This is a genomic window from Caballeronia sp. NK8, from assembly GCF_018408855.1.
In the GTDB taxonomy this organism is placed as follows: Bacteria; Pseudomonadota; Gammaproteobacteria; order Burkholderiales; family Burkholderiaceae; genus Caballeronia.
Genome location: NZ_AP024322.1, coordinates 285,067 through 306,952, shown reverse-complemented (window position 1 = coordinate 306,952; position 21,886 = coordinate 285,067). Strand labels below are relative to the sequence as shown.

The following is a 21,886-nucleotide window of genomic DNA, read 5'->3' as shown; positions in this document are numbered from 1 at the left end:
AACAAGCAAATTTTTAGACACGCGTTTCTAAAACGCCAGGACATGTCTATAGGATAAATCTCAACATTGTCCGCGCCCATTGTCGCGTTTTATGTACGGACTGCCTGTAAGTGACTGCCCGAGTTCTCAGGAACTGGGATCTTTTATCTATTGTTGCCTAACGGCAATTATTTTTGCGCAGTCGCAGAAAATTGGCACGTCAATCGTACTGACCAATTGTGATCATCTTCATCATCAGACGGTACGTGTTATAGGCCAGCCAATTAAGCGTCCGCTCCGTCATGGGTCGCGACGCATAATGCTTTTCGTCGATGGGGCGGCCTTCGTCGAACGCCTGGAGAATGGCGTCGTGCAATCCGGCGATTTCAGGGTGATTGACGAGGACCATGTTGGCCTCGTTGTTGAGCACGAGCGAGAGCGCGTCGAGATTCGATGAGCCGATGGTGGCCCAGTCGGCATCCACGACCGCGACCTTGCCGTGGAGCATCGTCTTCTCGTATTCGGCGATGCGTACGCCGTGCTTGAGCAGGTTGCCGTAGAGAAACGGCGTCGCGTAATCCAGTGCGACGAATTCCTTGCGGCCGATCACGAGCGACACGCGCACGCCCCGCTCGGCCGCGCGCACGAGCGCGCGCCTCAGCTTGCGCCCCGGCATGAAGTACGGATTCGCCAGCAGCACTTCGCTTTCGGCGTGCGCGATGGCCCGCAGATACGCCTTCTCGATCGCGCGGCGATTGAGCAGGTTGTCGCGCGCGACGAACGCGATGCACGGCTGATCGACCGCGTGAATCTCGCCGAGCCGCGCGCGCCTGCGCGCCTGCATCGCGCGCCGGGCGTTCCAGCGGCCCGGAGCGCGCTCGCTTTCCTGTGACTCGCAGCCCGGTTGCGTCGGCTGGCGCGGCTTTACGCCGAGACGGATGCGTTGCCATTGCAGATCGAACGCCTCGCGCTCGTCCTTGACGACGGGGCCTTGCGCCTCCATCGCAAAATCCCAGCGCGGCCGTTCGAGGCGCGCGCCGTTCTGCTCGTAGTCGTCGACGATATTGATGCCGCCGCAAAACGCGTAGGTTTCGTCGATCAGCGCCAGCTTGCGATGCGTGCGCGAAAAACCGAGCGGCCCGAACAGCAGATGCGGGTTGTAGATGCGATGCTCGACGCCGCGCTCCTGCCAGAGTTTGAACATCGGCAGGTTGCTTTCGGTGCCGATGCCGTCGGTGATCACCCGCACCGTGACGCCGCGCTCGGCCGCGCGCACGAGCGCATCGGAGACGGCGCGGCCGATGTCGTCGTTGGCGAAGATGTAGGTTTCCAGCGACACCGACTTGCGCGCCTCGTCGATGCGCTCGATCAAGGCCGGAAAGAACTGCACGCCGCCCTTGAAGAGCCGCACCTGATTGCCCACCGTGAAGCACAGGCGGGGCGGCCGGCGGCCCGAGAACATCGCCTGGCGCAGCCGCTTGAAACTGCGCCGCGGACGCAGTCCGATCATCGGTTATGCGCCGCGAGGCGCTCGGGCAATTGCAGGATCGCTTCCCGGTTCGACCACGAGAAGCACTGGTCCGCGGCCTCGCGAAACGGCAGCCACCGATGCGCGGTGTGCTCGCGCGGCGCGAGCGTCACTTCGAGGCAATGCGGCACGAGCAGGCTGAACTGATGCTCGGTGTTGCGCGTGACGCCCTCCGCATAGCGATGCCGCCATTGCGGATAGATCTCGTATTGAATGCTGTGATGCCAGTCGAGCAGCGCGCGCTCCGGAATGAGCGCACTGCCGATCACGATGCCCGTCTCTTCCTGCACCTCGCGCGCGGCGGTTTCGCCAAGCGGCTCGTCGATGTGATCTTTCGAGCCCGTCACCGATTGCCAGAAGCCCTTGTGATCCGCGCGTTCGATGATGAGCACGTCGAGGTCCGGCGTATGAATGACGACCAGCACGGATTCGGGGATTTTCGGCGGCTTCTGCATGTTTTTGTGTACGCGCGTTTCATTGTGTGTCGATGCCGAAAGACTGTAACGCAAAAAATGAAAAAGGCGCACACGGCGCCCTTTTCATCACATCGACAACAAAACCTGCTTACTGCGCCTTCTGCTCCGGCTGACGCAGGCGGATGTGCAACTCGCGCAACTGGCGCTCGTCCACTTCGCTCGGCGCCTGCGTGAGCAGATCCTGCGCGCGCTGCGTCTTCGGGAACGCGATGGTGTCGCGGATCGAATCGGCGCCGGACATCAGCGTGACGATGCGGTCCAGACCGAACGCGATACCGCCGTGCGGCGGCGCGCCGTACTGCAGCGCGTCGAGCAGGAAGCCGAACTTCAGACGCGCTTCTTCCGCGCCGATCTTGAGCGCGCGGAACACCTTGCTCTGCACGTCTTCCTGGAAGATACGCACCGAACCGCCGCCGATTTCCCAGCCGTTCAGCACCATGTCGTACGCCTTCGCGAGGCAACGGCCCGGATCGGTTTCGAGGTATTCGAGATGCTCGTCCTTCGGGCTCGTGAACGGGTGATGCGCGGCCACGTGGCGGTTCTCTTCCTCGTCGAACTCGAACATCGGGAAGTCGATGACCCACAGCGGCTTCCAGCCGGTTTCGATCAGGTTGTTCGCACGGCCGAATTCCGAATGGCCGATCTTCAGACGCAGCGCGCCGAGGCTGTCGTTCACGACCTTCGCGCGATCCGCCGCGAAGAAGATGATGTCGCCGTCTTGCGCGCCGGTGCGCTCCATGATCGCCGCAAGCGCCGCGTCATGCAGGTTCTTGACGATCGGGCTTTGCAGGCCGTCGCGGCCACGGGTCTTGTCGTTGACCTTGATCCACGCGAGGCCCTTCGCGCCGTAGATGCGCACGAACTCCGTGTAACCGTCGATATCGCCGCGCGACAGCTCGCTGCCCTTGGGCACGCGCAGCGCCGCGACGCGGCCGTCCTTCGAGTTCGCCGGCATGCTGAACACCTTGAAGTCGACGTCCTTCACGGCATCCGTGAGGTCGGCGAATTCGAGCTTCACGCGCAGGTCGGGCTTGTCCGAACCGAAGCGGCGCATCGCTTCCGAGTACAGCATGACCGGGAATTTTTCCGGCAGCGCGACATCCATCGTCTCCTTGAAGACGTGGCGGATCATGTTTTCGAACAGATCGCGGATTTCCTGCTCGGTGAGGAACGAGGTTTCGCAGTCGATCTGCGTGAATTCCGGCTGACGGTCCGCGCGCAGGTCTTCGTCGCGGAAGCACTTGGTGATCTGGTAGTAACGGTCGAAGTTCGCGACCATCAGCAATTGCTTGAAGAGCTGCGGCGACTGCGGCAATGCGAAGAACTGGCCCGCGTTCACGCGCGACGGCACCAGGTAATCGCGCGCGCCTTCCGGCGTGCTCTTGGTCAGCATCGGCGTTTCGATGTCGATGAAGCCTTGCGCGTCGAGATACTTGCGCACTTCCATCGCGACGCGATAGCGCAGGCGCAGGTTCTTCTGCATCTGCGGGCGGCGCAGGTCGAGCACGCGATGCGTGAGGCGCGTGGTTTCCGAGAGGTTGTCGTCGTCGAGCTGGAACGGCGGCGTGACCGATGCGTTCAGCACCGTCAGCTCATGGCACAGCACTTCGATCTTGCCGCTCGTCAGATTGGCGTTGACGGTGCCTTCAGGACGGTTGCGCACGACGCCCTTCACCTGCACGCAGAATTCGTTGCGCACGCCTTCGGCCACCTTGAACATTTCGGCGCGGTCCGGATCGCAGACAACCTGAACGATTCCCTCGCGATCGCGCAGGTCGATGAAGATAACGCCACCGTGATCGCGGCGGCGCTGCACCCAGCCGCACAGCGAGACGGTTTCGCCCAGGCGGGCCTCGGTCACCAGACCGCAGTATTCAGATCGCATCGACATGATGTTGTGTCTTTCGTTGTTCGTTAATCAACGGCTCGCGCGTTCGGGTCATGCTCTTCCTGCGGCTGACGCTCGGTTCGCGCGGCCGGCATTACATCGGCGGCTCGGTGGGGCGGCGGGCGGGCGCGACCGGTGCCGGCGCGCTCGGCGCGGGAGCCACCACGCCCATCGAGACGATGTACTTCAGTGCGGCGTCGACGGTCATGTCCAGTTCGACGACTTCGCTTTTCGGCATCATCAGGAAGAAGCCGGATGTCGGGTTCGGCGTCGTGGGCACGTAGACGCTCACGTGGTCTTCGTCGAGGTGATTGAGCACGTCGCCGCCCGGAATACCCGTCAGAAAGCCGATGGTGTACGAGCCCTTGCGCGGATACTCGATCAGCAGCGCCTTGCGAAACGCGTTGCCGCTCGACGAGAGCAGCGTGTCCGATACCTGCTTCACGCTCGTGTACAGCGGCCCGACCACCGGGATGTGACGCAGGATCGCGTCCCACCATTTCACGAGCTTCTGGCCGACGAAGTTCTGCGTCAACAGCCCGACGATGAAAATGAACGCGATCGTCAGCACCGCGCCCACGCCCGGCAGATGGAAGCCGACGACGCGCTCGGGCTGCCACGACTGCGGCAGCAGGAGCAGCGTCTGGTCCATCGTGCCGATCACGAGCCCCAGCACCCAGAGCGTGATGGCGAGCGGCACCAGCACGAGCAGGCCGGTGAGGAACACGGATTTCAGCGTAGTCTTTTTCGTCGTCATTTACACGGAGAGAAGGCTGCGCCGGCTCTCGTTGTCTTTGGAGATTCGGCTTGGCAGGCGAGCCGCGCCCGGTTCCGGGCACGGTCGGCGAGATCGTCTGCGCGACCTGGGATGAGGCGGATTCGCCGCCCTGCGCTTCAGGCTGCGTCCGACGATGCGGACGCGCCCGCCGCGGGCTTGACGGTTTCCGACGATGACGTATTGGCCGGCTTCGCGCTATCGCCCGAATTCGAGCTGCTGGCGCCAGCCGCCGCGGCGTCATCCGATTTCGCCGCCGAAGCGTTCGCCGCGCCGCCCTTCGAGCCGTTGTTACCGCTACGGAAATCGGTGACATACCAACCCGATCCCTTCAACTGGAATCCGGCAGCGGTCACCTGCTTCGAAAAAGCATCCCGTCCGCAGGCAGGACATTGCGTGAGCGGCGCATCGCTCAGTTTCTGAAGCACGTCTTTTTCGTGGCCGCAGTGTGCGCAGCGGTACGCGTAAATCGGCATGGCACTCTTCCTACAATGATCTGTCGACGCTTGCAAAGCCTTGAATTATAGCCGCAAACCAATATTGACCCGCGATTTTCGGGATCGCGGACGCAGAATTGATCCGCTTGTATATCGGGGCGCGGCAGGCGTTTTTCAAGCCGGTCCGCTCAGATTCGCCGCCAGGTCAGCCAGCGCTCGCGGCCAGCGAATACCGGAATGGAACCGCTCACTTCGCGGTCTTCGATCAGTTCGAAGTGCGGCAACAGCAGCGCGTCCAGTTCTCCGCGCTCGATGCCGAAGGGCGGCCCTTTCGGCGTCGATCCGATGAAATAGAAGCCCGCGAGCAGCGCGCCGGGTTTCAGGAGCGCCGCCATACGGTCGGCATAGTCCTGCCAGCGGTCTTTCGGCAACGCGCAGAGAAACGCGCGCTCGTAGATCCAGTCGAGCGAAAAAGGTGGCGCGTAGGCGAAGAAATCGGCCTCTTCGACGAGCCCCGCATGCGCGCCCAGTTGCAAGCGCGCAGCCGCAACCGCGCTCGCCGCGAAATCGATCGCGCGCACCGGCCAGCCGCGCTCGGCAAGATAAAGCGCTTCGTACGCGCTGCCGCAGCCGGGAATCAGTACGTTCAGCGCATTCCGCGACGCCACGAAGTGCTTGAACGCTTCCGGCACGCCGGCCTGATCCCACGGCGTGAAGCGTTGGTCGAAGCGTTCGTCCCAGAATCCGGGCGAATTCGGGTCGCGATTCTCGAAGCTGGGAACGTCTGGATTCGTCGGATCGCTCATGATGTAGACCTCACGGATGGCTGAGCCACAATTGCGCGACCACGACGCCCGCGCCGGCAATCGCGACGAGACCGGCGACGAGCAGCGTCACGAGCAGGCGGTTGGTCCGCTTTTGCTCGACGAGCAGCAGGCGCATGAGTTCGTCGCTGCCGCTCTTCGGCGCGTCGTGATGCTCCGCCAGAATATGGTGGATCAGCCGCGGCAACTGCGGAATGGTCTTGCTCCACTGCGGCGCTTCCATCTGCAGGCGCTCGTACCAGCCCCGCCAGCCGATCTGCTCGTTCATCCAGCGCTCGAGATACGGCTTGGCCGTTTTCCACAGATCGAGCTCCGGATCGAGCGAGCGCCCGAGTCCCTCGACATTGAGCATGGTCTTTTGCAGCAGCACGAGCTGCGGCTGAATCTCGACATTGAAGCGGCGCGACGTCGAAAACAGGCGCATCAGAACCTGCCCGAGCGAAATGTCCTTCAGCGCGCGATCGAAATACGGCTCGCAGACCGCGCGAATCGAGCTTTCCAGTTCCTCGACGCGCGTGCTCGGCGGCACCCAGCCTGATTCCAGGTGCAGCGTCGCAACGCGGTGATAGTCGCGCTTGAAGAACGCGAGGAAGTTCTGTGCGAGGTAGTTCTTGTCGAAGTCCGAGAGCGCCCCGACGATGCCGAAATCCAGCGCGATATAGCGCCCGAAGGTGGCAGGATCGAGACTCACCTGGATGTTGCCGGGATGCATGTCGGCATGAAAGAAGCCGTCGCGGAACACCTGCGTGAAGAAAATCTCGACGCCTTCGCGTGCCAGCTTCGGAATATCGACGCCTGCCGCGCGCAGCGTCTCCACCTGACTGATCGGCACGCCGACCATGCGCTCCATGACGAGCACCGTCGGCGCGGACAGATCCCAGTACATCTCCGGCACGAGCAGCAGATCGAGCCCCTGAAAATTGCGGCGCAGCTGGCTGCCGTTGGCGGCCTCGCGCATCAGGTCGAGTTCGTCGTGCAGATATTTGTCGAATTCGGCGACCACTTCGCGTGGCTTCAGACGCCGGCCGTCCGCCCACAGCCGTTCGGCCCAAGTCGCGATATCGCGCAGCAGCGCGAGGTCGGAATCGATCACCGGCAGCATGCCCGGCCGCAACACCTTCACCGCGACCGGTTTGCCCGCGTGCTCGCCGTTCCTGATCTTCGCGAAATGCACCTGCGCGATCGACGCGCTCGCCACCGGAACGCGCTCGAATTCGTCGAACAATTCGTCGATGGGCGCGCCGAGCGACTTTTCGATGAGCCCAACGGCCACCGTCGAATCGAACGGCGGAACGCGGTCCTGAAGCTTCGCGAGTTCATCGGCGATATCGACAGGCAACAAGTCGCGCCGCGTCGACAGCACCTGGCCGAACTTCACGAAGATCGGCCCGAGGCTTTCCAGCGCGAGACGCAGCCGAATTCCGCGCTCGATGTTGAACTTGCGGCCGAACGTCGTGATACGCATGAGAAAGCGCACGCGGCGATCGTCGATGCCGCTCATGACGAGTTCATCGAGCCCGAAACGGACGATCGTGAAGAAAATCTTGAGGAAACGCAGAAAACGCATGGTTCGGATTCGCTTCAGCTCGTTATTCGTGCGAGTCGCGCACGGACTCGCCGCCGGTTCGCGCTGAAGCGCCGCTACCCGGTCGTGATGGTTGGGTGATGTGTCCGCTACTCTGTTCGATTCTTTCAATGCGCTTCTCGACGCGCGCCAGCGCATCGCGCGCTTTCGACAGCTCGGCGTTGAACGCGTCGAGCGCGCTCTTGCGCACGAGCTGCGGGCGCTCGTCGAGGAAATATTCGGTGAACGTGTCCAGCAGGTTCCGCCCGGTGCGCTGCGCCTGCTCCTGCACGGCGCGCGCGATGAGGCCCACGCGATGCGCGGGCGCATCGCCGATCACGCGCGCGAGATCTTCTTCCGGGTCCCAGCGCAGATGTTCGGCGAGTTTCGCGAGCGTCTGCGCGAATTCGGCGTCGCCTTCGATGCGAACGTGCTTCATCACCGCCGCCTGGCCGCCTTGCAGAAACGCAGGCACGGCGTCGAGCGGTACGGAGATCGTCACGTCGAACGCGCCCGCCTCTGCTTCGGTGGTCGCGGCGAAGAGGCCGTCCGGCTGCACCACGAGCGCGATCGAAACCGGCGTGCCCGCAAGCTTGACGCGCTTGCCCGCGTAGGGTTTGACGCGCTCACGTGCCCACGGCTCGCGCGCGAGCAGATGATTCACGGCGGCCGCGAACCCACTGGATGCGGTCTTCAAGGCGGGATTTGCTGCGGGACGGGCGGATTCGTCTGCGTTGGTCATCGGCTATGAGATGAAAAAACCCGCGCGAGACGCTCGCGCGGGTTTCTATTCTACCGCCGCAACCGATGATCACACTGACGGTTGCCGGCGCGCGGCCACGCTCAACTGACCTGCTGAATCCCCGCCAGCAGCCAGCCTTCGTTGCCCGCCTTCTGCTTCGACAGGTTCCAGACCTCGACGAACGGTTCCGCCGCCGCCCCTTCCGACTCGCGGATCAGGCCGTGGAAGCGCACGCTCGCGAGATACTCGGTCGGGCGGTCGTCGACGCCGAGCACATCGGCGTTGAGTTGCACCACGTCCGTGCGGTTCGGCGCGCTGCCGCGGGCGTCGACGTCGAGCTTCACTTCGGCGAACATTTCCGGCGTCGTGAACTCGCGGATGTCGTTGACGTTGCCGCGATCCCACGCGTCCTGCAGACGCACGAAGTAGACCTTGGCGTTACGGACGAACGCTTCGGTGTCGAAGCCAGCGGGCACGTTCGCGTTCACGGCCTGTTGCGGGGCCGACGACTCGATATAGTTCGCACCGAAACCGGTCGGCTGCTGCGGCACCTGCGGCGGGTCCTGATTCAGGCTCGTGCGCGCGGTGGCGCCGTACGGCGAGCCCGAATTCGAGCCCGCGCCGGCGTACGCGGGCGTGTTCGCGTTGTTGCCCTGACGCTTGCGCATGATGAAGCGGAACAGCATGACGGCCGCCAGCACGATCAACGCGATCATGATCATGTTGGCCATCGCGCCGGCGAATGCTTCGCCGAGCCCGAAGTGCGACAGCAGCGCCGCGATGCCCAGACCCGCGGCAAGACCGGCGATCGGTCCGAGCCAGCGGTTGCGCGCGGGTTGCGCCGCGGCGGGCGCGCCCGGAGCGGGTTGCGCGCGCTGGGCCTGAGCCGCCTGTCCCGGCTGGCCCTGCATCGACTGCGACTGGGACGGCGGCGTGGCCTGATGCTGCTGCGTCGCCGTGGCCGACTGCCGGCCCATGCTGCGGCCGCCGCCCATGCGCTTGGCTTCCGCCGTTTCCGCGAAGATTGCGCCAGCCGCAATAACGCCAGCCAGCGCCAAGATTCCGGCCTTCCTGAAGAGGATGTTCAGGAAACCCCGGGATTGGGGTTTGCGCGAATCGAACATATCGAATCCTTTAAGAGTGGAACACTAAAATTTGGTCCCGACGTGTAACGCTACCACGCCACCTGACAAATTGTAATATTCGACTCGATCCAGGCCCGCTTGTTCCATCATTGTTTTTAAAGTTTCCTGGTCCGGGTGCATGCGGATGGACTCAGCCAGGTACCGGTAGCTGTCCGCATCTTTGGCCACTTTTTCGCCAAGCCACGGCAAAATCTTGAAACTGTAGATATCGTACGGCTTTTTGAGCGGTTCCCACACTTTCGAGAATTCCAGCACGAGCAGGCGGCCGCCTGGCTTGATCACGCGCTGCATTTCGGCCAGCGCACGATCCTTGTGCGTCATATTACGCAAACCGAAAGCAACTGTAACTATATTGAAATAATTGTCCGGGAATGGAATCTTCTCGGCGTCGCACAGCAGCGCGGGCGTCAGCACGCCCTTGTCGATCAGGCGGTTGCGCCCAACGCGCAGCATCGATTCATTGATGTCCGTATGCCAGACTTCGCCCGTCTCGCCCGCCTGTTTGGCGAAAGCCATCGCCAGATCGCCCGTGCCACCCGCGAGATCGAGCACCTTGTATCCCGGCCGCACCTTGGCCTGCCCGATCGTGAAGTGCTTCCAGATCCGATGCAGTCCGCCGGACATCAGGTCGTTCATCAAGTCGTAGTTGCTCGCGACGGAATGGAACACGCCCGCCACTTTCTTCGCCTTGTCCTGCTCGTCGACCGATTCATATCCGAAGTGGGTCTTGCTCATCGCGCTTTTTCCTCGCCTGTTGTTCGTTATGTGCTGCGCAATCGTCGCGCCGGCTGTGCGGCGTTATGCCGCAGCCTTGATGTTCAGTGGCAATGCCCACCGGATTTCTTCACCGCCATCGGCGCGTCGCGGTCCGCGCCGGCGGCTTCCAGTTTCGCCAGATACTCGCGCCACAGGGCGTCCTGACGCGTCGCCAGGTCGTGGAGGATGTCCCACGAATAGATGCCGGTATTGTGGCCGTCCGAAAAATTCAGTTGCAGCGCGTAATGCCCGACCGGTTCGATACCGATGATCGTCACTTCGCGCTTGCCGGTCTGCAAGGTTTCCTGGCCCGGTCCGTGGCCCTGCACTTCGGCGGAAGGCGAATACACGCGCAACAGCTCGAAAGGCACGCGAAACGATTCGTCGCCGTACTGCAATTCGAGCACCCGGGATTTCGAATGCACGACGACGCCGGTGGGAATCGGCGTCGTGGATGTGAGTCCGCTCATGGTCTTGCCTTATTGATGTCCGAACGCCTGGTTCAGCTCGTTGCGCACCTGTTCGCGCAAGAGCGTGGCCTGGGCGCGGCGCTTCGAAAGCTGCGATTCCGACACGGTGCGCTGGCGCGGCGCCCAGATCGGCAGAGGAAAGCGGGAATCGTTGGAAAAGCGTGGAATGACGTGCCAGTGGACGTGCGGCACCTGATTGCCGAGGCTCGCCAGATTGATCTTCTCCGGTACGAGCACGCGGCGCATTGCGCGCTCGACGCCGTTGACGGCGGTCATCACGCGCGCGCGGTCGCCATCCGGCAAATCGGACATTTCAGCGACGTGCGAGCCCCAGATCACGCGGCACAGGCCCGGCCAGTCGGGCTCGTCGGCGAGGACGACGCGCAACGCGTCGTCCGACCACAGCACCTCGCCGCCGTCTTCACGGCAAAACACACAGTCCATCTCATACCTCTAGCGAATCAACCTCGATTTCGCTATTACACCAGTACGCGCTCGATACCGCCATTGTTCGCGCGTTCGACGTACTGTTCCATCCAGTTCTCGCCTAGCACCTTGCGCGCGATTTCCACGACGATATAGTCCGCCTCGATATTGGCGTCCTCGTTGTAGCGCGACAGGCCTTGCAGACAGGACGGGCAGCTCGTGAGGATTTTCACGTCCGAGCCGTTGGGTTGCGGACCGTCGCCGGCCTTGAGCACCGAACCGGGCTGCGCGCCCGCAGCGCCAGCCGACGCGTTCGCGATATTGATGCCGTTCGCGCCCGCTTCCGCGACGAGCGGAATGCCCCGCAGCCTCGCCGCGCCCTTGCGGATCTCCTCTTCCTTGCGGAAGCGCACCTGCGTGGAGATGTCCGGACGCGTGACCGCGAGCGTGCCCGATTCGCCGCAGCATCGATCGTTCTTCTCGATCTTGTACCCGTCGTTCTGCGAGCCCATCAGTTCGTTGACGAGCTTGACCGGGTCCATCGTCTTGATCGGCGAGTGACACGGATCGTGATACATGTAGCGCGTGCCCTTCACGCCCTCGAGCCGGATGTTCTTCTCCAGCAGGAACTCGTGAATGTCGATGATCCGGCAGCCCGGGAAGATCTTCTCGAATTCATAGCCCGCGAGCTGGTCGTAGCAGGTGCCGCACGACACGACCACGGTCTTGATGTCGAGATAATTCAGCGTATTCGCGACGCGATGGAACAGCACGCGGTTATCCGTGACGATCTTCTCGGCCTTGTCATACTGGCCCGAGCCGCGTTGCGGGTAGCCGCAGCACAGATAGCCCGGAGGCAGCACGGTCTGCACGCCCGCTTCCCACAACATCGCTTGCGTCGCGAGTCCGACTTGCGAGAACAGGCGCTCCGAGCCGCAGCCGGGGAAGTAGAAGACGGCTTCCGAATCGACCGTGGTCGTCTTCGGATTGCGGATGATCGGGACGATCTTGTTGTCCTCGATATCGAGCAACGCGCGCGCCGTCTTCTTCGGCAGATTGCCCGGCATCTTCTTGTTCATGAAGTGGATCACCTGCGTGACCACCGGCGGCTTGCCGACCGTCGCGGGCGGTTTCGCCGTCTGCTTCTTCGCGAACTTCTTCAGGATGTCGTTGCCGAGACGCTGCGCCTTGTAGCCGACGCCCATCATCGCGGTGCGCGCGAGATTGATCGTCTGCGGATTGGTCGCGTTCAGGAAGAACATGCCGGCCGCGTTGCCCGCGTTGAACTTCTTCTTGCCCATCTTGCGCAACAGGTTGCGCATGTTCATCGTGACATCGCCGAAATCGATCTTCACCGGGCAAGGCGTCACGCACTTGTGGCAGACCGTGCAGTGATCGGCGACGTCGTTGAACTCGTCCCAATGCTTGATCGACACGCCGCGGCGCGTCTGCTCTTCGTACAGGAAGGCTTCGACCAGCAGCGACGTCGCGAGAATCTTGTTGCGCGGGCTGTACAGCAGGTTCGCGCGCGGCACGTGCGTCGCGCAGACCGGCTTGCACTTGCCGCAGCGCAGGCAGTCCTTGATGGAATCGGAGATCGCGCCGATATCCGATTGCTGCATGATCAGCGACTCGTAGCCCATCAACCCGAACGACGGCGTGTACGCGTTGCGCAGGTCCGCGCCGTCGAACAGCTTGCCCTTGTTGAAGCGGCCGTGCGGATCGACGCGCTGCTTGTACGCGCGGAATTCGCCGATTTCCTCTTCGGTCAGGAACTCCAGCTTCGTGATGCCGATGCCGTGTTCGCCCGAAATCACGCCGTCGAGCGAACGCGCGAGCTTCATGATGCGCGCGACCGCGTGATGCGCGTCCTGCAGCATCTCGTAGTTGTCGGAGTTGACGGGAATGTTCGTGTGCACGTTGCCATCGCCCGCGTGCATGTGGAGCGCGACGAACACGCGTCCGCGCAGCACCTGCTTGTGGATGGCCTGCGCTTCATCGAGGATCGGCTTGAATTCGCCGCCGTTGAAGATCTGGCGCAGTTCGCCGCGAATCTCCTGTTTCCACGAAATTCGCACCGTGCGATCCTGCGCGACGTGGAAGATATTCGCGTCCGGCTGCATGTCGACGCGATCCGCGAACTTCTCCGCGAGCGCTTCGTAGCCGAGATTGACGAGATAGTGCTGCGCCTCGCGCAACGGCATGTCGAGCTTGTCGCCGACGAAGGTCCAGCGCTCGCGCACGCGCTTCAGCAAATCGAGCGCCTGCGTCACGCGGTCTTCGAGCAGTTCGGCGCTGGGGATTTCGTTCGCGTCGTCGGTCTTGCCGAGCGGCAGCTTGCCGGTGCGGAAGAACGCCTCGAGCGCATCGACGAGTTGCAGCTTGTTCTTGATCGACAGCTCGATATTGATGCGCTCGATGCCGTCCGTGTACTCGCCCATGCGGTCGAGCGGAATCACGACGTCTTCGTTGATCTTGAACGCGTTCGTGTGCTTCGCGATGGCGGCGGTGCGCGAGCGGTCGAGCCAGAAACGCTTGCGCGCCTCGGCGTTCACCGCGACGAAGCCTTCGCCGCTCTTGCCGTTCGCCATACGCACGACTTCGGACGTTGCAGCGGCGACGGCATCGGCGTCATTGCCGACGATATCGCCGATCAGCACCATCTTCGGGAAGGCGTTGCGCTTGCTCTTGGTCGCGTAGCCGACCGCGCGCAGATAGCGCTCGTCGAGATGTTCGAGGCCCGCGAGGATCGCGCCGCCCTGCTTCGACGTCTCGAACAGATAGTCCTTGATTTCGACGATGCTCGGAATCGCGTCGCGCGCCTGGCCGAAAAATTCGAGGCAGACGGTGCGCGTGTGCGCGGGCATCTTGTGCAGGATCCAGCGCGCGGACGTAATCAGTCCGTCGCAGCCTTCCTTCTGCACGCCGGGCAGACCGGCGAGGAATTTATCGGTGACGTCCTTGCCGAGCCCTTCCTTGCGGAACGTGCGGCCGGCGATGTCGAGGTTTTCGGTGCGCAGCAGCTTTTCGCCGGGCGGACGATTGCCGTCGAACCAGTCGAGCCGGAAACGCGCCACTTCGACGTCGTGAATCTTGCCGCAGTTGTGATCCAGACGCGTGACTTCGAGCCAGTTGCCTTCGGGATCGACCATGCGCCACCACGCGAGATTGTCGAGCGCCGTGCCCCACAACACCGCCTTCTTGCCGCCCGCGTTCATCGCGACATTGCCGCCGACGCACGATGCATCGAGCGAGGTCGGATCGACGGCGAACACGAAGCCCGCCTGCTCCGCCGCTTCGGTGACGCGCCGCGTGACCACGCCCGCGCCCGAGAAAATCGTCGCGACCTTGTGATCGACGCCCGGCAGATCCGTCATTTCGACGGGACCGAGCTGTTCCAGCTTTTCCGTGTTGATGACCGCCGAAAACGGCGTGAGCGGAATCGCGCCGCCGGTATAGCCGGTGCCGCCGCCGCGCGGAATCACGGTGAGGCCGAGTTCGAAGCACGCCTTGATCAGACCGGCGATTTCGGCTTCCGAATCCGGCGTCAGCACGACGAACGGATACTCGACGCGCCAGTCGGTCGCGTCGGTGACGTGCGCGACGCGCGACAGGCCGTCGAACTTGATGTTGTCCTTCTGCGTTTCCTTCCCCAGCACGCGCGATGCGCGGCGGCGCAAGTCGGCCATGTGGTCGAACTCGGCGGCGAAATCGTCGACGGCGCGGCGCGCGGCGGCGATCAGCAACTGCACGCGCCCGGCGCGCTCGCGGCTGCCGGCTTCTTCGCTGTGAGCGGTGAGATCGGCGCTGCGGCGCTTTTCGATTTCCGCGAGCCGGTGATTCAGCGCTTCGACGAGCAACGCGCGGCGCTTCGGGTTGTCGAGCAGGTCGTCCTGCAGATAAGGATTGCGGCGCACGACCCAGATATCGCCGAGCACTTCATACAGCATGCGTGCCGAGCGGCCGGTGCGGCGCTCGTTGCGCAGTTCGTCGAGCACGGCCCAGGCTTCGTCGCCCAGGAGCCGCATGACGATTTCACGATCGGAAAACGACGTGTAGTTATAAGGAATTTCGCGGAGACGCGGCTCGGTATCGAGCGCCAAGGCGGCATGGGCGCCGTTCGGATCGAAGGCTTGGGGTGCGTTCATGTTCGACGGTTCGGTGTGCCGGCGCTCGCGCCATGAAAGCGGAATTGCCGGCGATGCGCGTGGGGGCGCAAATTTTCGAATGAGACTAATCTTGGCGAAGGCCGCCGGATCGCCCGTACACGACGGTGAGGCGAATCGCGTTCACGGCGCCTTCGATGTGCCCTGGATCAACGCCACGATCGTGCGTGGCGCGCATCCCTCTCCGCCGCGGGATGCGACTCGCGGGAGACATGCGCCAGTAAATCGATCCGAAGCTGCCGGTGCATCTGCCGATCCTGATTGCTGATTCGTAAAAGGAAATTCTAACCCATCACGATGACACGCGTTTGCGAGCGCTAGCAGCGAGAAGGGGCTTTTGCGTGCGATTTCGCGACACGTTTCCGGCATTTTCGACGCTTTTTTGCACGACCGTCCGGACGGTCCGAATACATCGCACGTTCGGACGATGCCCGGTTGGCGCTATCATTGACGCTTTCGCCCTCAAAACCCGCGCGCATCGCGGCCGCCTGACGATTCCTCGCATGACACATCCCGACTACCTGAAAAAAGTGCTGACCGCGCGTGTGTACGACGTCGCGCGCGAGAGCGAGCTGGAACCCGCGCGCAGCCTGTCCGCGCGCTTGCACAACGCCGTGTTCCTCAAGCGCGAGGACAATCAGCCGGTGTTCTCGTTCAAGATTCGCGGCGCGTACAACAAGATGGCGAACCTCTGCGCGGACGAACTCGCGCGCGGCGTGATCACGGCGTCGGCGGGCAATCACGCGCAGGGCGTGGCGCTGTCGGCGGCGCGGCTCGGCTGCCGGGCGGTCATCGCGGTGCCGACCACCACGCCGCAGGTGAAGATCGATGCGATCCGCGCGCACGGCGGCCCGACGGTCGAAGTGGTGCTCGCGGGCGAGTCGTACAGCGACGCCTACGCGCGCGCCGTGGAACTTCAGCAGGAGCGAGGCCTGACGTTCGTGCATCCGTTCGACGATCCCGACGTGATCGCCGGGCAAGGCACCGTCGCGATGGAAATCCTGCGCCAGCATCAGGGCCCGATTCACGCGATCTTCTGCCCGATCGGCGGCGGCGGGCTCGCGGCGGGCGTCGCGGCGTACGTCAAGGCGGTGCGGCCGGAGATCAAGGTGATCGGCGTGCAGACCGAGGATTCCTGCGCGATGGCGCAGTCGATCAAGGCGGGCGAGCGCGTCACGCTGAGCGAAGTCGGCCTGTTCTCGGACGGCACGGCGGTGAAGCTCGTTGGCGAGGAAACGTTCCGGCTGTGCCACGAACTGCTCGACGAAGTCATCACCGTCGATACCGATGCGCTCTGCGCCGCGATCAAGGACGTGTTCCAGGACACGCGCAGCGTGCTGGAGCCGGCGGGTTCGCTCGCCGTCGCGGGCGCGAAGCTGTATGCGGAGCGCGAAGGCATCGAAGGCAAGACGCTCATTGCGGTGACGTCGGGCGCGAACATGAACTTCGACCGCATGCGCTTCGTTGCGGAGCGCGCGGAAGTCGGCGAGGCGCGCGAAGCCGTGTTCGCCGTGACCATTCCGGAAGAGCGCGGCAGCTTCAGGCGTTTCTGCGAACTGGTCGGCACACGCAGCGTGACCGAGTTCAACTACCGCATCGCCGATGAAAAGGCCGCGCATATCTTCGTCGGCGTGCAGATCAAGGCGCGCAAGGAAACGGCGCAGATGATGACGTCGTTCGTCGAGCATGGTTTCGCGACGGTCGATCTCTCGCACGATGAACTCTCGAAGCAGCACATCCGATACATGGTCGGCGGGCGCTCGCCGCTCGCGCGCGACGAGCGTCTGCTGCGTTTCGAATTCCCTGAGCGTCCCGGCGCGCTGATGAAGTTCCTCTCGTCGATGGCGCCCGACTGGAACATCAGCCTGTTCCACTATCGCAATCAGGGCGCGGACTATAGCTCGATTCTCGTCGGCATTCAGGTGCCGCAGTCGGACAACGCGGAGTTCGAGCGCTTTCTCGCGACGCTCGGCTATCCGTGGTGGGACGAAGGCGCGAACCCGGTCTACAAGCTGTTCCTCGCGTAAGGCGTGTCGATGCCGAAGTTCACGCTCGAAGACAAGCTCGTCGTCGCGATTTCATCGCGCGCGCTGTTCGATTTCGAGGATGAGAACCGCGTCTTCGAGACGGGCGATCTCGCCCGATACGAAGCGCTGCAACGCTCGCGGCTAGAAACGCCCGCGAAGCCGGGCGTCGCGTTCGGGCTGATCCGCAAGCTGCTCGCGTTGAATGCGAACGAGCAGCGCGTCGAAGTGGTGATCCTGTCGCGCAGCGATCCGATCAGCGGACTGCGCGCGTTTCATTCGTGCCGCGAGCATGGCCTCGCGATCGAGCGCGGCGTGTTCACGCGCGGCCGCTCGCCGTTCGCGTATCTGAAGCCGTTGCGCGCGTCGCTGTTTCTGTCGGCGAATCCGGACGACGTGCGCGACGCGCTCGCCGCGGGCTTTCCCGCCGCGCGCGTCCTGCCCGAAACGCCGCGCGCCGCGAGCCGTTATGCGGACGAAATCCGCATTGCGTTCGATGGCGACGCCGTGCTGTTCTCCGACGAAGCCGAGCGCGTGTTCCAGAGCGATGGTCTTTCCGCGTTCGTCGGCCATGAAACGCAAAAGAAGGATTCGCCGCTTCCGGGCGGCCCGTTGAAGCCGCTGCTGGCGGCTTTGAACAAGCTACAGCGCATCGCCGACGACCACGACAGCCGCTCGCCGATGCACATCCGCACCGCGCTCGTCACCGCGCGTTCCGCACCGGCGCACGAGCGCGCGATCCGCACGCTGATGGCCTGGGACATCGAAATCGACGAAGCGATGTTTCTCGGCGGCCTCGACAAGGGCGAATTCCTGCGCGAATTCGAGCCCGATTTTTTCTTCGACGATCAAATTCGCCATTGCGAATCGGCTCGCGTCGTTACGGCGACGGGGCACGTTCTCAGCGGCATAGCGAACGCATCATGACACCCGATCAATCTCCGCTCGGCAAGCCCGTCCACTACACCGAACAGTACGATGCGTCGCTGCTGTTTCCGATCGACCGCAAGCGCGCGCGCGACGCGATCGCCGTGCCCGCGCGACTGCCGTTCTTCGGCACGGATATCTGGAACGCGTATGAGCTTTCGTGGCTCAACCGGCGCGGCAAGCCGCAGATCGCGGTCGCGACGTTCTTCGTGCCGGCGGATTCGCCGAATATCGTGGAATCGAAGTCGTTCAAGCTGTATCTCGGCTCGTTCGCGCAGACGCCGTTCGATTCCATCGACGATGTGCGCGCCGCGATCAAGCGCGATGTCTCGGCGGTGTGCGGCGCGACGGTTTCCGTGCAGCTCGCGGCGCCGGCCGATTTCGGCAAACTGGCGATGGAAGAGTTCGACGGTTTGTCGCTGGACCGTCTCGATCTCGATTGCGATGTGTTCTCGCCTGACCCTTCGTTGCTGAAGGCGGCGCATGACGAAGTGCCCGTCGAAGAGACGCTGTTTTCGAATCTGTTGAAGTCGAATTGCCCGGTGACGGGACAGCCGGATTGGGGCAGCGTGCAGATCCGCTATTACGGCGGGCAGATCGATCACGCGGGGTTGTTGCGGTATGTCGTTTCTTATCGCGGACATACCGGGTTTCATGAGCAATGCGTGGAGCGCATCTTCATGGACATCATGCGGGAATGCAAACCGGAACGGCTTGCGGTATATGCGCGTTATACGCGGCGCGGCGGGCTGGATATCAATCCGTTTCGGACGAATTTCAATTTGCCGATGCCGGATAATGCAAGGTTGGCGCGGCAGTAATAAAGACGCGGCTCTGCTTCACATGAACCAGAGCCGCAATCGCATTTACGCCTTCTTATACGCCACGCAATCCACCTCGACCTTGCAGTCGATCACCATCGACGACACGACACACGCGCGCGCCGGCGGATTCGCGCCGAAGTACTCCTTGAACACCTTGTTGAACGAAGCAAAGTCGCGCGGATCATCCAGCCACACGCCGCAGCGCACCACGTGCTCCGTCCCGTAACCCGCTTCCTTCAGAATCGCGAGCACGTTCTGAATCGCCTTGTGCGATTGCTCGACGATGCCGCCGTTGATCACCTCGCCGTTTTCCATCGGCGTCTGGCCCGATACGAACAGCCAGCCATCCGCCTCGACCGCGCGTGCGAACGGCATATGCGCGCCGCCTTGTCCCTTGCCACCTTCAACGCCATAACGCTTCATCTTCAACTCCTTTTCCTGATTCGAACAAATTCTCAAAACGCGCCCTGTGCATCCAGTTTCGATGCGGAACCGCGCGCCACGAAACGTCCCGCGCGCGCGCCGGTCACGGCCCGCTCGCGATACGTCAAAACGCCATTCACCCACACCGCGTCGATGCCGTCCGCCGCCTGTTGCGGCTCGGCGAACGTCGCGGCATCGCGCACGCGCTCGGGATCGAATACGACCAGATCCGCGTGATAGCCGACCTTCACCTCGCCGCGCTCCGTCAGACCGAAACGCCGCGCCGACAGGCTCGTCATCTTGCGCACCGCCTCTTCGAGCGGGATCAGCGCCGTATCGCGCGCATAGTGGCCGAGCACGCGCGGAAACGCGCCCCACAGACGCGGATGCGGCAGCGGATCGTTCGGCAAGCCGTCCGAGCCGACCATCGTCGCGGGATGCGAAAGGATGCGCCGCACGTCGTCCTCCGACATGTTGTGATACACCGCGCCCGCCGGCTGCAGACGCTTCCCGGCTTCCTGCTGGCTGACCTGCCATTCGTCGGCGACTTCGCGGATCAGCTTGCCAGCCATCTCCGGATGCGGCGTCGACCATGTGATCGTGATGTCGATATCGCCCGTCACCTGCTTCAGGTCGAGCGTCGACGAACTGCGGTTGTATGGGTAGCAATCGCATCCGACCGGCTGGCCGTCGCGCGTGGTTTCGATCGACTTCAGCACTTCCGTGCTGCGCCCCCAGTTCGACGGTCCCGCGCATTTCAGATGCGAAATCACCACCGGCACGCGCGCATGACGGCCGACGCGATACGCCTCGTCCATCGCGTCGAGGATCGCGTCGAATTCGGTACGCATGTGCGTCGTGTAGAGCGCGCCCGCCTTCGCGAGCGGCTCGGCCAGCGCCTGCACTTCTTCCGGCGGCGCGTTGAACGCCGATCCATACGCAAGCCCGCTCGACAAACCGAGCGCGCCGTTATCCAGCGCTTCTTCGAGTTGCGCGCGCATAGCCGCGACTTCATCGCCGGAAGCCGCGCGATCCAGCCGGTCCATATGGTTGTTGCGCAACGCCGTATGGCCGATCAGCGCGCCGACATTCACCGTCGGTTGCGCCTCGTTGACCGCCTCCACATAGGCGGCGAAGGTCGGATATCTGAACGCGGCGGCCTCGCCGAGCAAGTTCATCGGATCGGGCGGATCGCCCTTGAGCGTCACCGGCGACGCGCTGATCCCGCAGTTGCCGACGATCACCGTCGTCACGCCCTGCGTGATCTTCGGCATCATCTGCGGCGAGCGGATCACGTGCGTGTCGTCATGCGTGTGGACGTCGATGAAACCGGGCGCGAGCACTTTGCCCTCGGCGTCGAAGGTTGCGTCGGCGCTCCAGCCGGACAGGCCGCCCGGCGCCTCGATCGCGACGATGCGCCCGTCGCGCACCGCGACATCGCGCAGGACGGCGGGCGCGCCCGTGCCGTCGATCAGGCGCGCGCCAACGATCAGCGTGTCGCACTTTTCCATGGTCAGTCTCCCAAGGGTTGACGCTCGCCGCCGCCGCGATGCGAATCGAGCGCGTGCTTCATGCGGCGCAAGAGTTCGCGGCTGTGATCGGCCTGCTTGACGGCCAGTTCGGTAACGAGCAAATCGAGCGCCATCATCATCGCGTAGCGCGACGACGACGGTTTGTAGATGAAGTCCGTTTCGATCGCGATGACCGGAATCAGCCAGTCCGCGAGCGCGCCGAGCGGCGACGCGGGCGCGGTCAGCGCAATCACGCGCGCGCCGTACTGCTTCGCGAGCCCGCAGCTTTCGACGATCTCGGGCGTATGCCCCGTTACCGACAGCGCAATCACGACATGTTCTTTCGACAAGGTCGACGCGACCATGCGCTGCAACAGCCCGTCCTGATACGACGCAACCGGCCGGCCGAGCCGCACGAGGCGAAAGCGCATTTCATCGGCGAGCGCGGTCGAGCCGCCGCCCATGCCGAACACGTAGATCATCGAGGCCGCGGCGAGCGTGTCGGCGGCCTGAGCGATTGGCGCGGCGGCCAGCGCCCCCTGATTCTGCGCGAGCGTCGCCTGCACTTCGTCGAAGATGCGCGCGGCGAGCGTATCGGGCGCCGCATCGCCTTCGTCCGGACGGCGCGTCAGGAAGCGCTGGCCGACCGCCGCCGCCTGAGCGAGCCGCAGCTTCAGTTCGCGGACGTCCGCGCAGCCGACTGCCTTCGCAAAACGCGTGACCGTGGCCACGCTCACCTCCGCCTTGTCGGCCAGCGCGCCGATGCTCGCGCGCGATGCGCCCGTCAGGTCGTCGAGAATCAGCGCGGCCACCTTGCGCTCGGCGCCGCGTAACTCGGGCGCGCGCTCCGCGATGCGGGCGACGATGTCGAAACTGAGCGGGTCGGCGTGGCCGTTCATGTTGGCTTGAGGGTTTACCTGAGGCTTGTGTTACTAAATAACATTTCCATCACGGATGCTACTTTGGTTAACATAGCACCGTCAACTCTGACGCGCATTGGA

Annotated in this window: 19 protein-coding genes; 3 read left to right on the top strand and 16 right to left on the bottom strand. The window is 63.5% G+C overall.

What is annotated here, in order from left to right:
- Nucleotides 1-199: 199 nt before the first annotated feature.
- The 13 genes from NK8_RS01495 to NK8_RS01435 all read right to left on the bottom strand — a co-directional run bounded on the left by NK8_RS01495 (nt 200) and on the right by NK8_RS01435 (nt 15,158).
- Complete coding sequence (locus NK8_RS01495) at nt 200-1,441, bottom strand: phosphatidylserine/phosphatidylglycerophosphate/cardiolipin synthase family protein (protein ID WP_225936263.1); 1,242 nt, start codon at nt 1,439-1,441, stop codon at nt 200-202.
- A gap of 44 nt (nt 1,442-1,485) precedes the next feature.
- Entirely contained in the window at nt 1,486-1,962 is a 477-nt protein-coding gene (gene nudB, locus NK8_RS01490) for a dihydroneopterin triphosphate diphosphatase (protein WP_162064832.1), read from the bottom strand.
- A 109-nt stretch (nt 1,963-2,071) separates the two neighbouring features.
- A complete protein-coding gene (gene aspS, locus NK8_RS01485) occupies nt 2,072-3,874 on the bottom strand; it encodes an aspartate--tRNA ligase (protein WP_162064831.1) in 1,803 nt (600 codons plus the stop codon).
- A 91-nt stretch (nt 3,875-3,965) separates the two neighbouring features.
- Nucleotides 3,966-4,628: a DUF502 domain-containing protein gene (locus tag NK8_RS01480; protein ID WP_162064830.1), complete on the bottom strand. Its 663-nt coding sequence runs from the start codon at nt 4,626-4,628 to the stop codon at nt 3,966-3,968.
- Between the two features lie 137 nt (nt 4,629-4,765).
- A complete protein-coding gene (locus tag NK8_RS01475) occupies nt 4,766-5,122 on the bottom strand; it encodes an FmdB family zinc ribbon protein (RefSeq protein WP_213226943.1) in 357 nt (118 codons plus the stop codon).
- Nucleotides 5,123-5,271: 149 nt separating this feature from the next.
- Nucleotides 5,272-5,889, bottom strand: coding sequence for a methyltransferase (locus NK8_RS01470; protein WP_213226941.1), 618 nt, complete (start codon nt 5,887-5,889; stop codon nt 5,272-5,274).
- Nucleotides 5,890-5,899: 10 nt separating this feature from the next.
- Nucleotides 5,900-7,474, bottom strand: coding sequence for a ubiquinone biosynthesis regulatory protein kinase UbiB (gene ubiB, locus NK8_RS01465; RefSeq protein ID WP_213226939.1), 1,575 nt, complete (start codon nt 7,472-7,474; stop codon nt 5,900-5,902).
- Nucleotides 7,475-7,496: 22 nt separating this feature from the next.
- The gene (locus tag NK8_RS01460) at nt 7,497-8,168 is read right to left on the bottom strand and encodes an SCP2 domain-containing protein (RefSeq protein ID WP_213226937.1); all 672 of its coding nucleotides are present in this window, start codon (nt 8,166-8,168) and stop codon (nt 7,497-7,499) included.
- Between the two features lie 146 nt (nt 8,169-8,314).
- Complete coding sequence (locus NK8_RS01455; RefSeq protein WP_213226935.1) at nt 8,315-9,337, bottom strand: Tim44 domain-containing protein; 1,023 nt, start codon at nt 9,335-9,337, stop codon at nt 8,315-8,317.
- A 24-nt stretch (nt 9,338-9,361) separates the two neighbouring features.
- Nucleotides 9,362-10,093, bottom strand: coding sequence for a bifunctional demethylmenaquinone methyltransferase/2-methoxy-6-polyprenyl-1,4-benzoquinol methylase UbiE (gene ubiE / locus NK8_RS01450; RefSeq protein ID WP_213226933.1), 732 nt, complete (start codon nt 10,091-10,093; stop codon nt 9,362-9,364).
- Nucleotides 10,094-10,176: 83 nt separating this feature from the next.
- A complete protein-coding gene (locus NK8_RS01445) occupies nt 10,177-10,584 on the bottom strand; it encodes a gamma-butyrobetaine hydroxylase-like domain-containing protein (protein WP_162064823.1) in 408 nt (135 codons plus the stop codon).
- 9 nt (nt 10,585-10,593) lie between these two features.
- A complete protein-coding gene (locus NK8_RS01440; RefSeq protein ID WP_213226931.1) occupies nt 10,594-11,028 on the bottom strand; it encodes an HIT family protein in 435 nt (144 codons plus the stop codon).
- A gap of 35 nt (nt 11,029-11,063) precedes the next feature.
- Nucleotides 11,064-15,158 (bottom strand): FAD/FMN-binding oxidoreductase, encoded by a 4,095-nt coding sequence (locus NK8_RS01435; protein WP_213226929.1) that lies wholly within the window; start codon nt 15,156-15,158, stop codon nt 11,064-11,066.
- A gap of 521 nt (nt 15,159-15,679) precedes the next feature.
- Between NK8_RS01435 and ilvA the strand changes: the two genes are divergently transcribed.
- The 3 genes from ilvA to queF are packed head-to-tail and all read left to right on the top strand — an operon-like array spanning nt 15,680 to nt 18,948.
- The gene (gene ilvA, locus NK8_RS01430) at nt 15,680-17,203 is read left to right on the top strand and encodes a threonine ammonia-lyase, biosynthetic (protein ID WP_162064821.1); all 1,524 of its coding nucleotides are present in this window, start codon (nt 15,680-15,682) and stop codon (nt 17,201-17,203) included.
- Between the two features lie 9 nt (nt 17,204-17,212).
- Nucleotides 17,213-18,127 (top strand): 5'-nucleotidase, encoded by a 915-nt coding sequence (locus NK8_RS01425; RefSeq protein WP_213226927.1) that lies wholly within the window; start codon nt 17,213-17,215, stop codon nt 18,125-18,127.
- A complete protein-coding gene (gene queF, locus NK8_RS01420) occupies nt 18,124-18,948 on the top strand; it encodes an NADPH-dependent 7-cyano-7-deazaguanine reductase QueF (RefSeq protein WP_162064819.1) in 825 nt (274 codons plus the stop codon). Before NK8_RS01425 ends, queF begins: the two co-directional genes overlap by 4 nt.
- A 45-nt stretch (nt 18,949-18,993) precedes the next feature.
- Here queF and NK8_RS01415 read toward each other — a convergent pair whose 3' ends face one another.
- From NK8_RS01415 to NK8_RS01405, 3 genes are read right to left on the bottom strand one after another with little or no spacing between them, the layout of a single operon-like run.
- On the bottom strand, nt 18,994-19,374 hold the full coding sequence (locus NK8_RS01415; protein ID WP_061132889.1) for a RidA family protein: 381 nt from the start codon (nt 19,372-19,374) through the stop codon (nt 18,994-18,996).
- 32 nt (nt 19,375-19,406) lie between these two features.
- On the bottom strand, nt 19,407-20,885 hold the full coding sequence (locus NK8_RS01410; RefSeq protein ID WP_213226925.1) for an amidohydrolase family protein: 1,479 nt from the start codon (nt 20,883-20,885) through the stop codon (nt 19,407-19,409).
- A gap of 2 nt (nt 20,886-20,887) precedes the next feature.
- Nucleotides 20,888-21,784, bottom strand: a complete 897-nt coding sequence (locus NK8_RS01405; RefSeq protein ID WP_061172743.1) for a MurR/RpiR family transcriptional regulator — start codon at nt 21,782-21,784, stop codon at nt 20,888-20,890.
- Nucleotides 21,785-21,886: the final 102 nt, after the last annotated feature.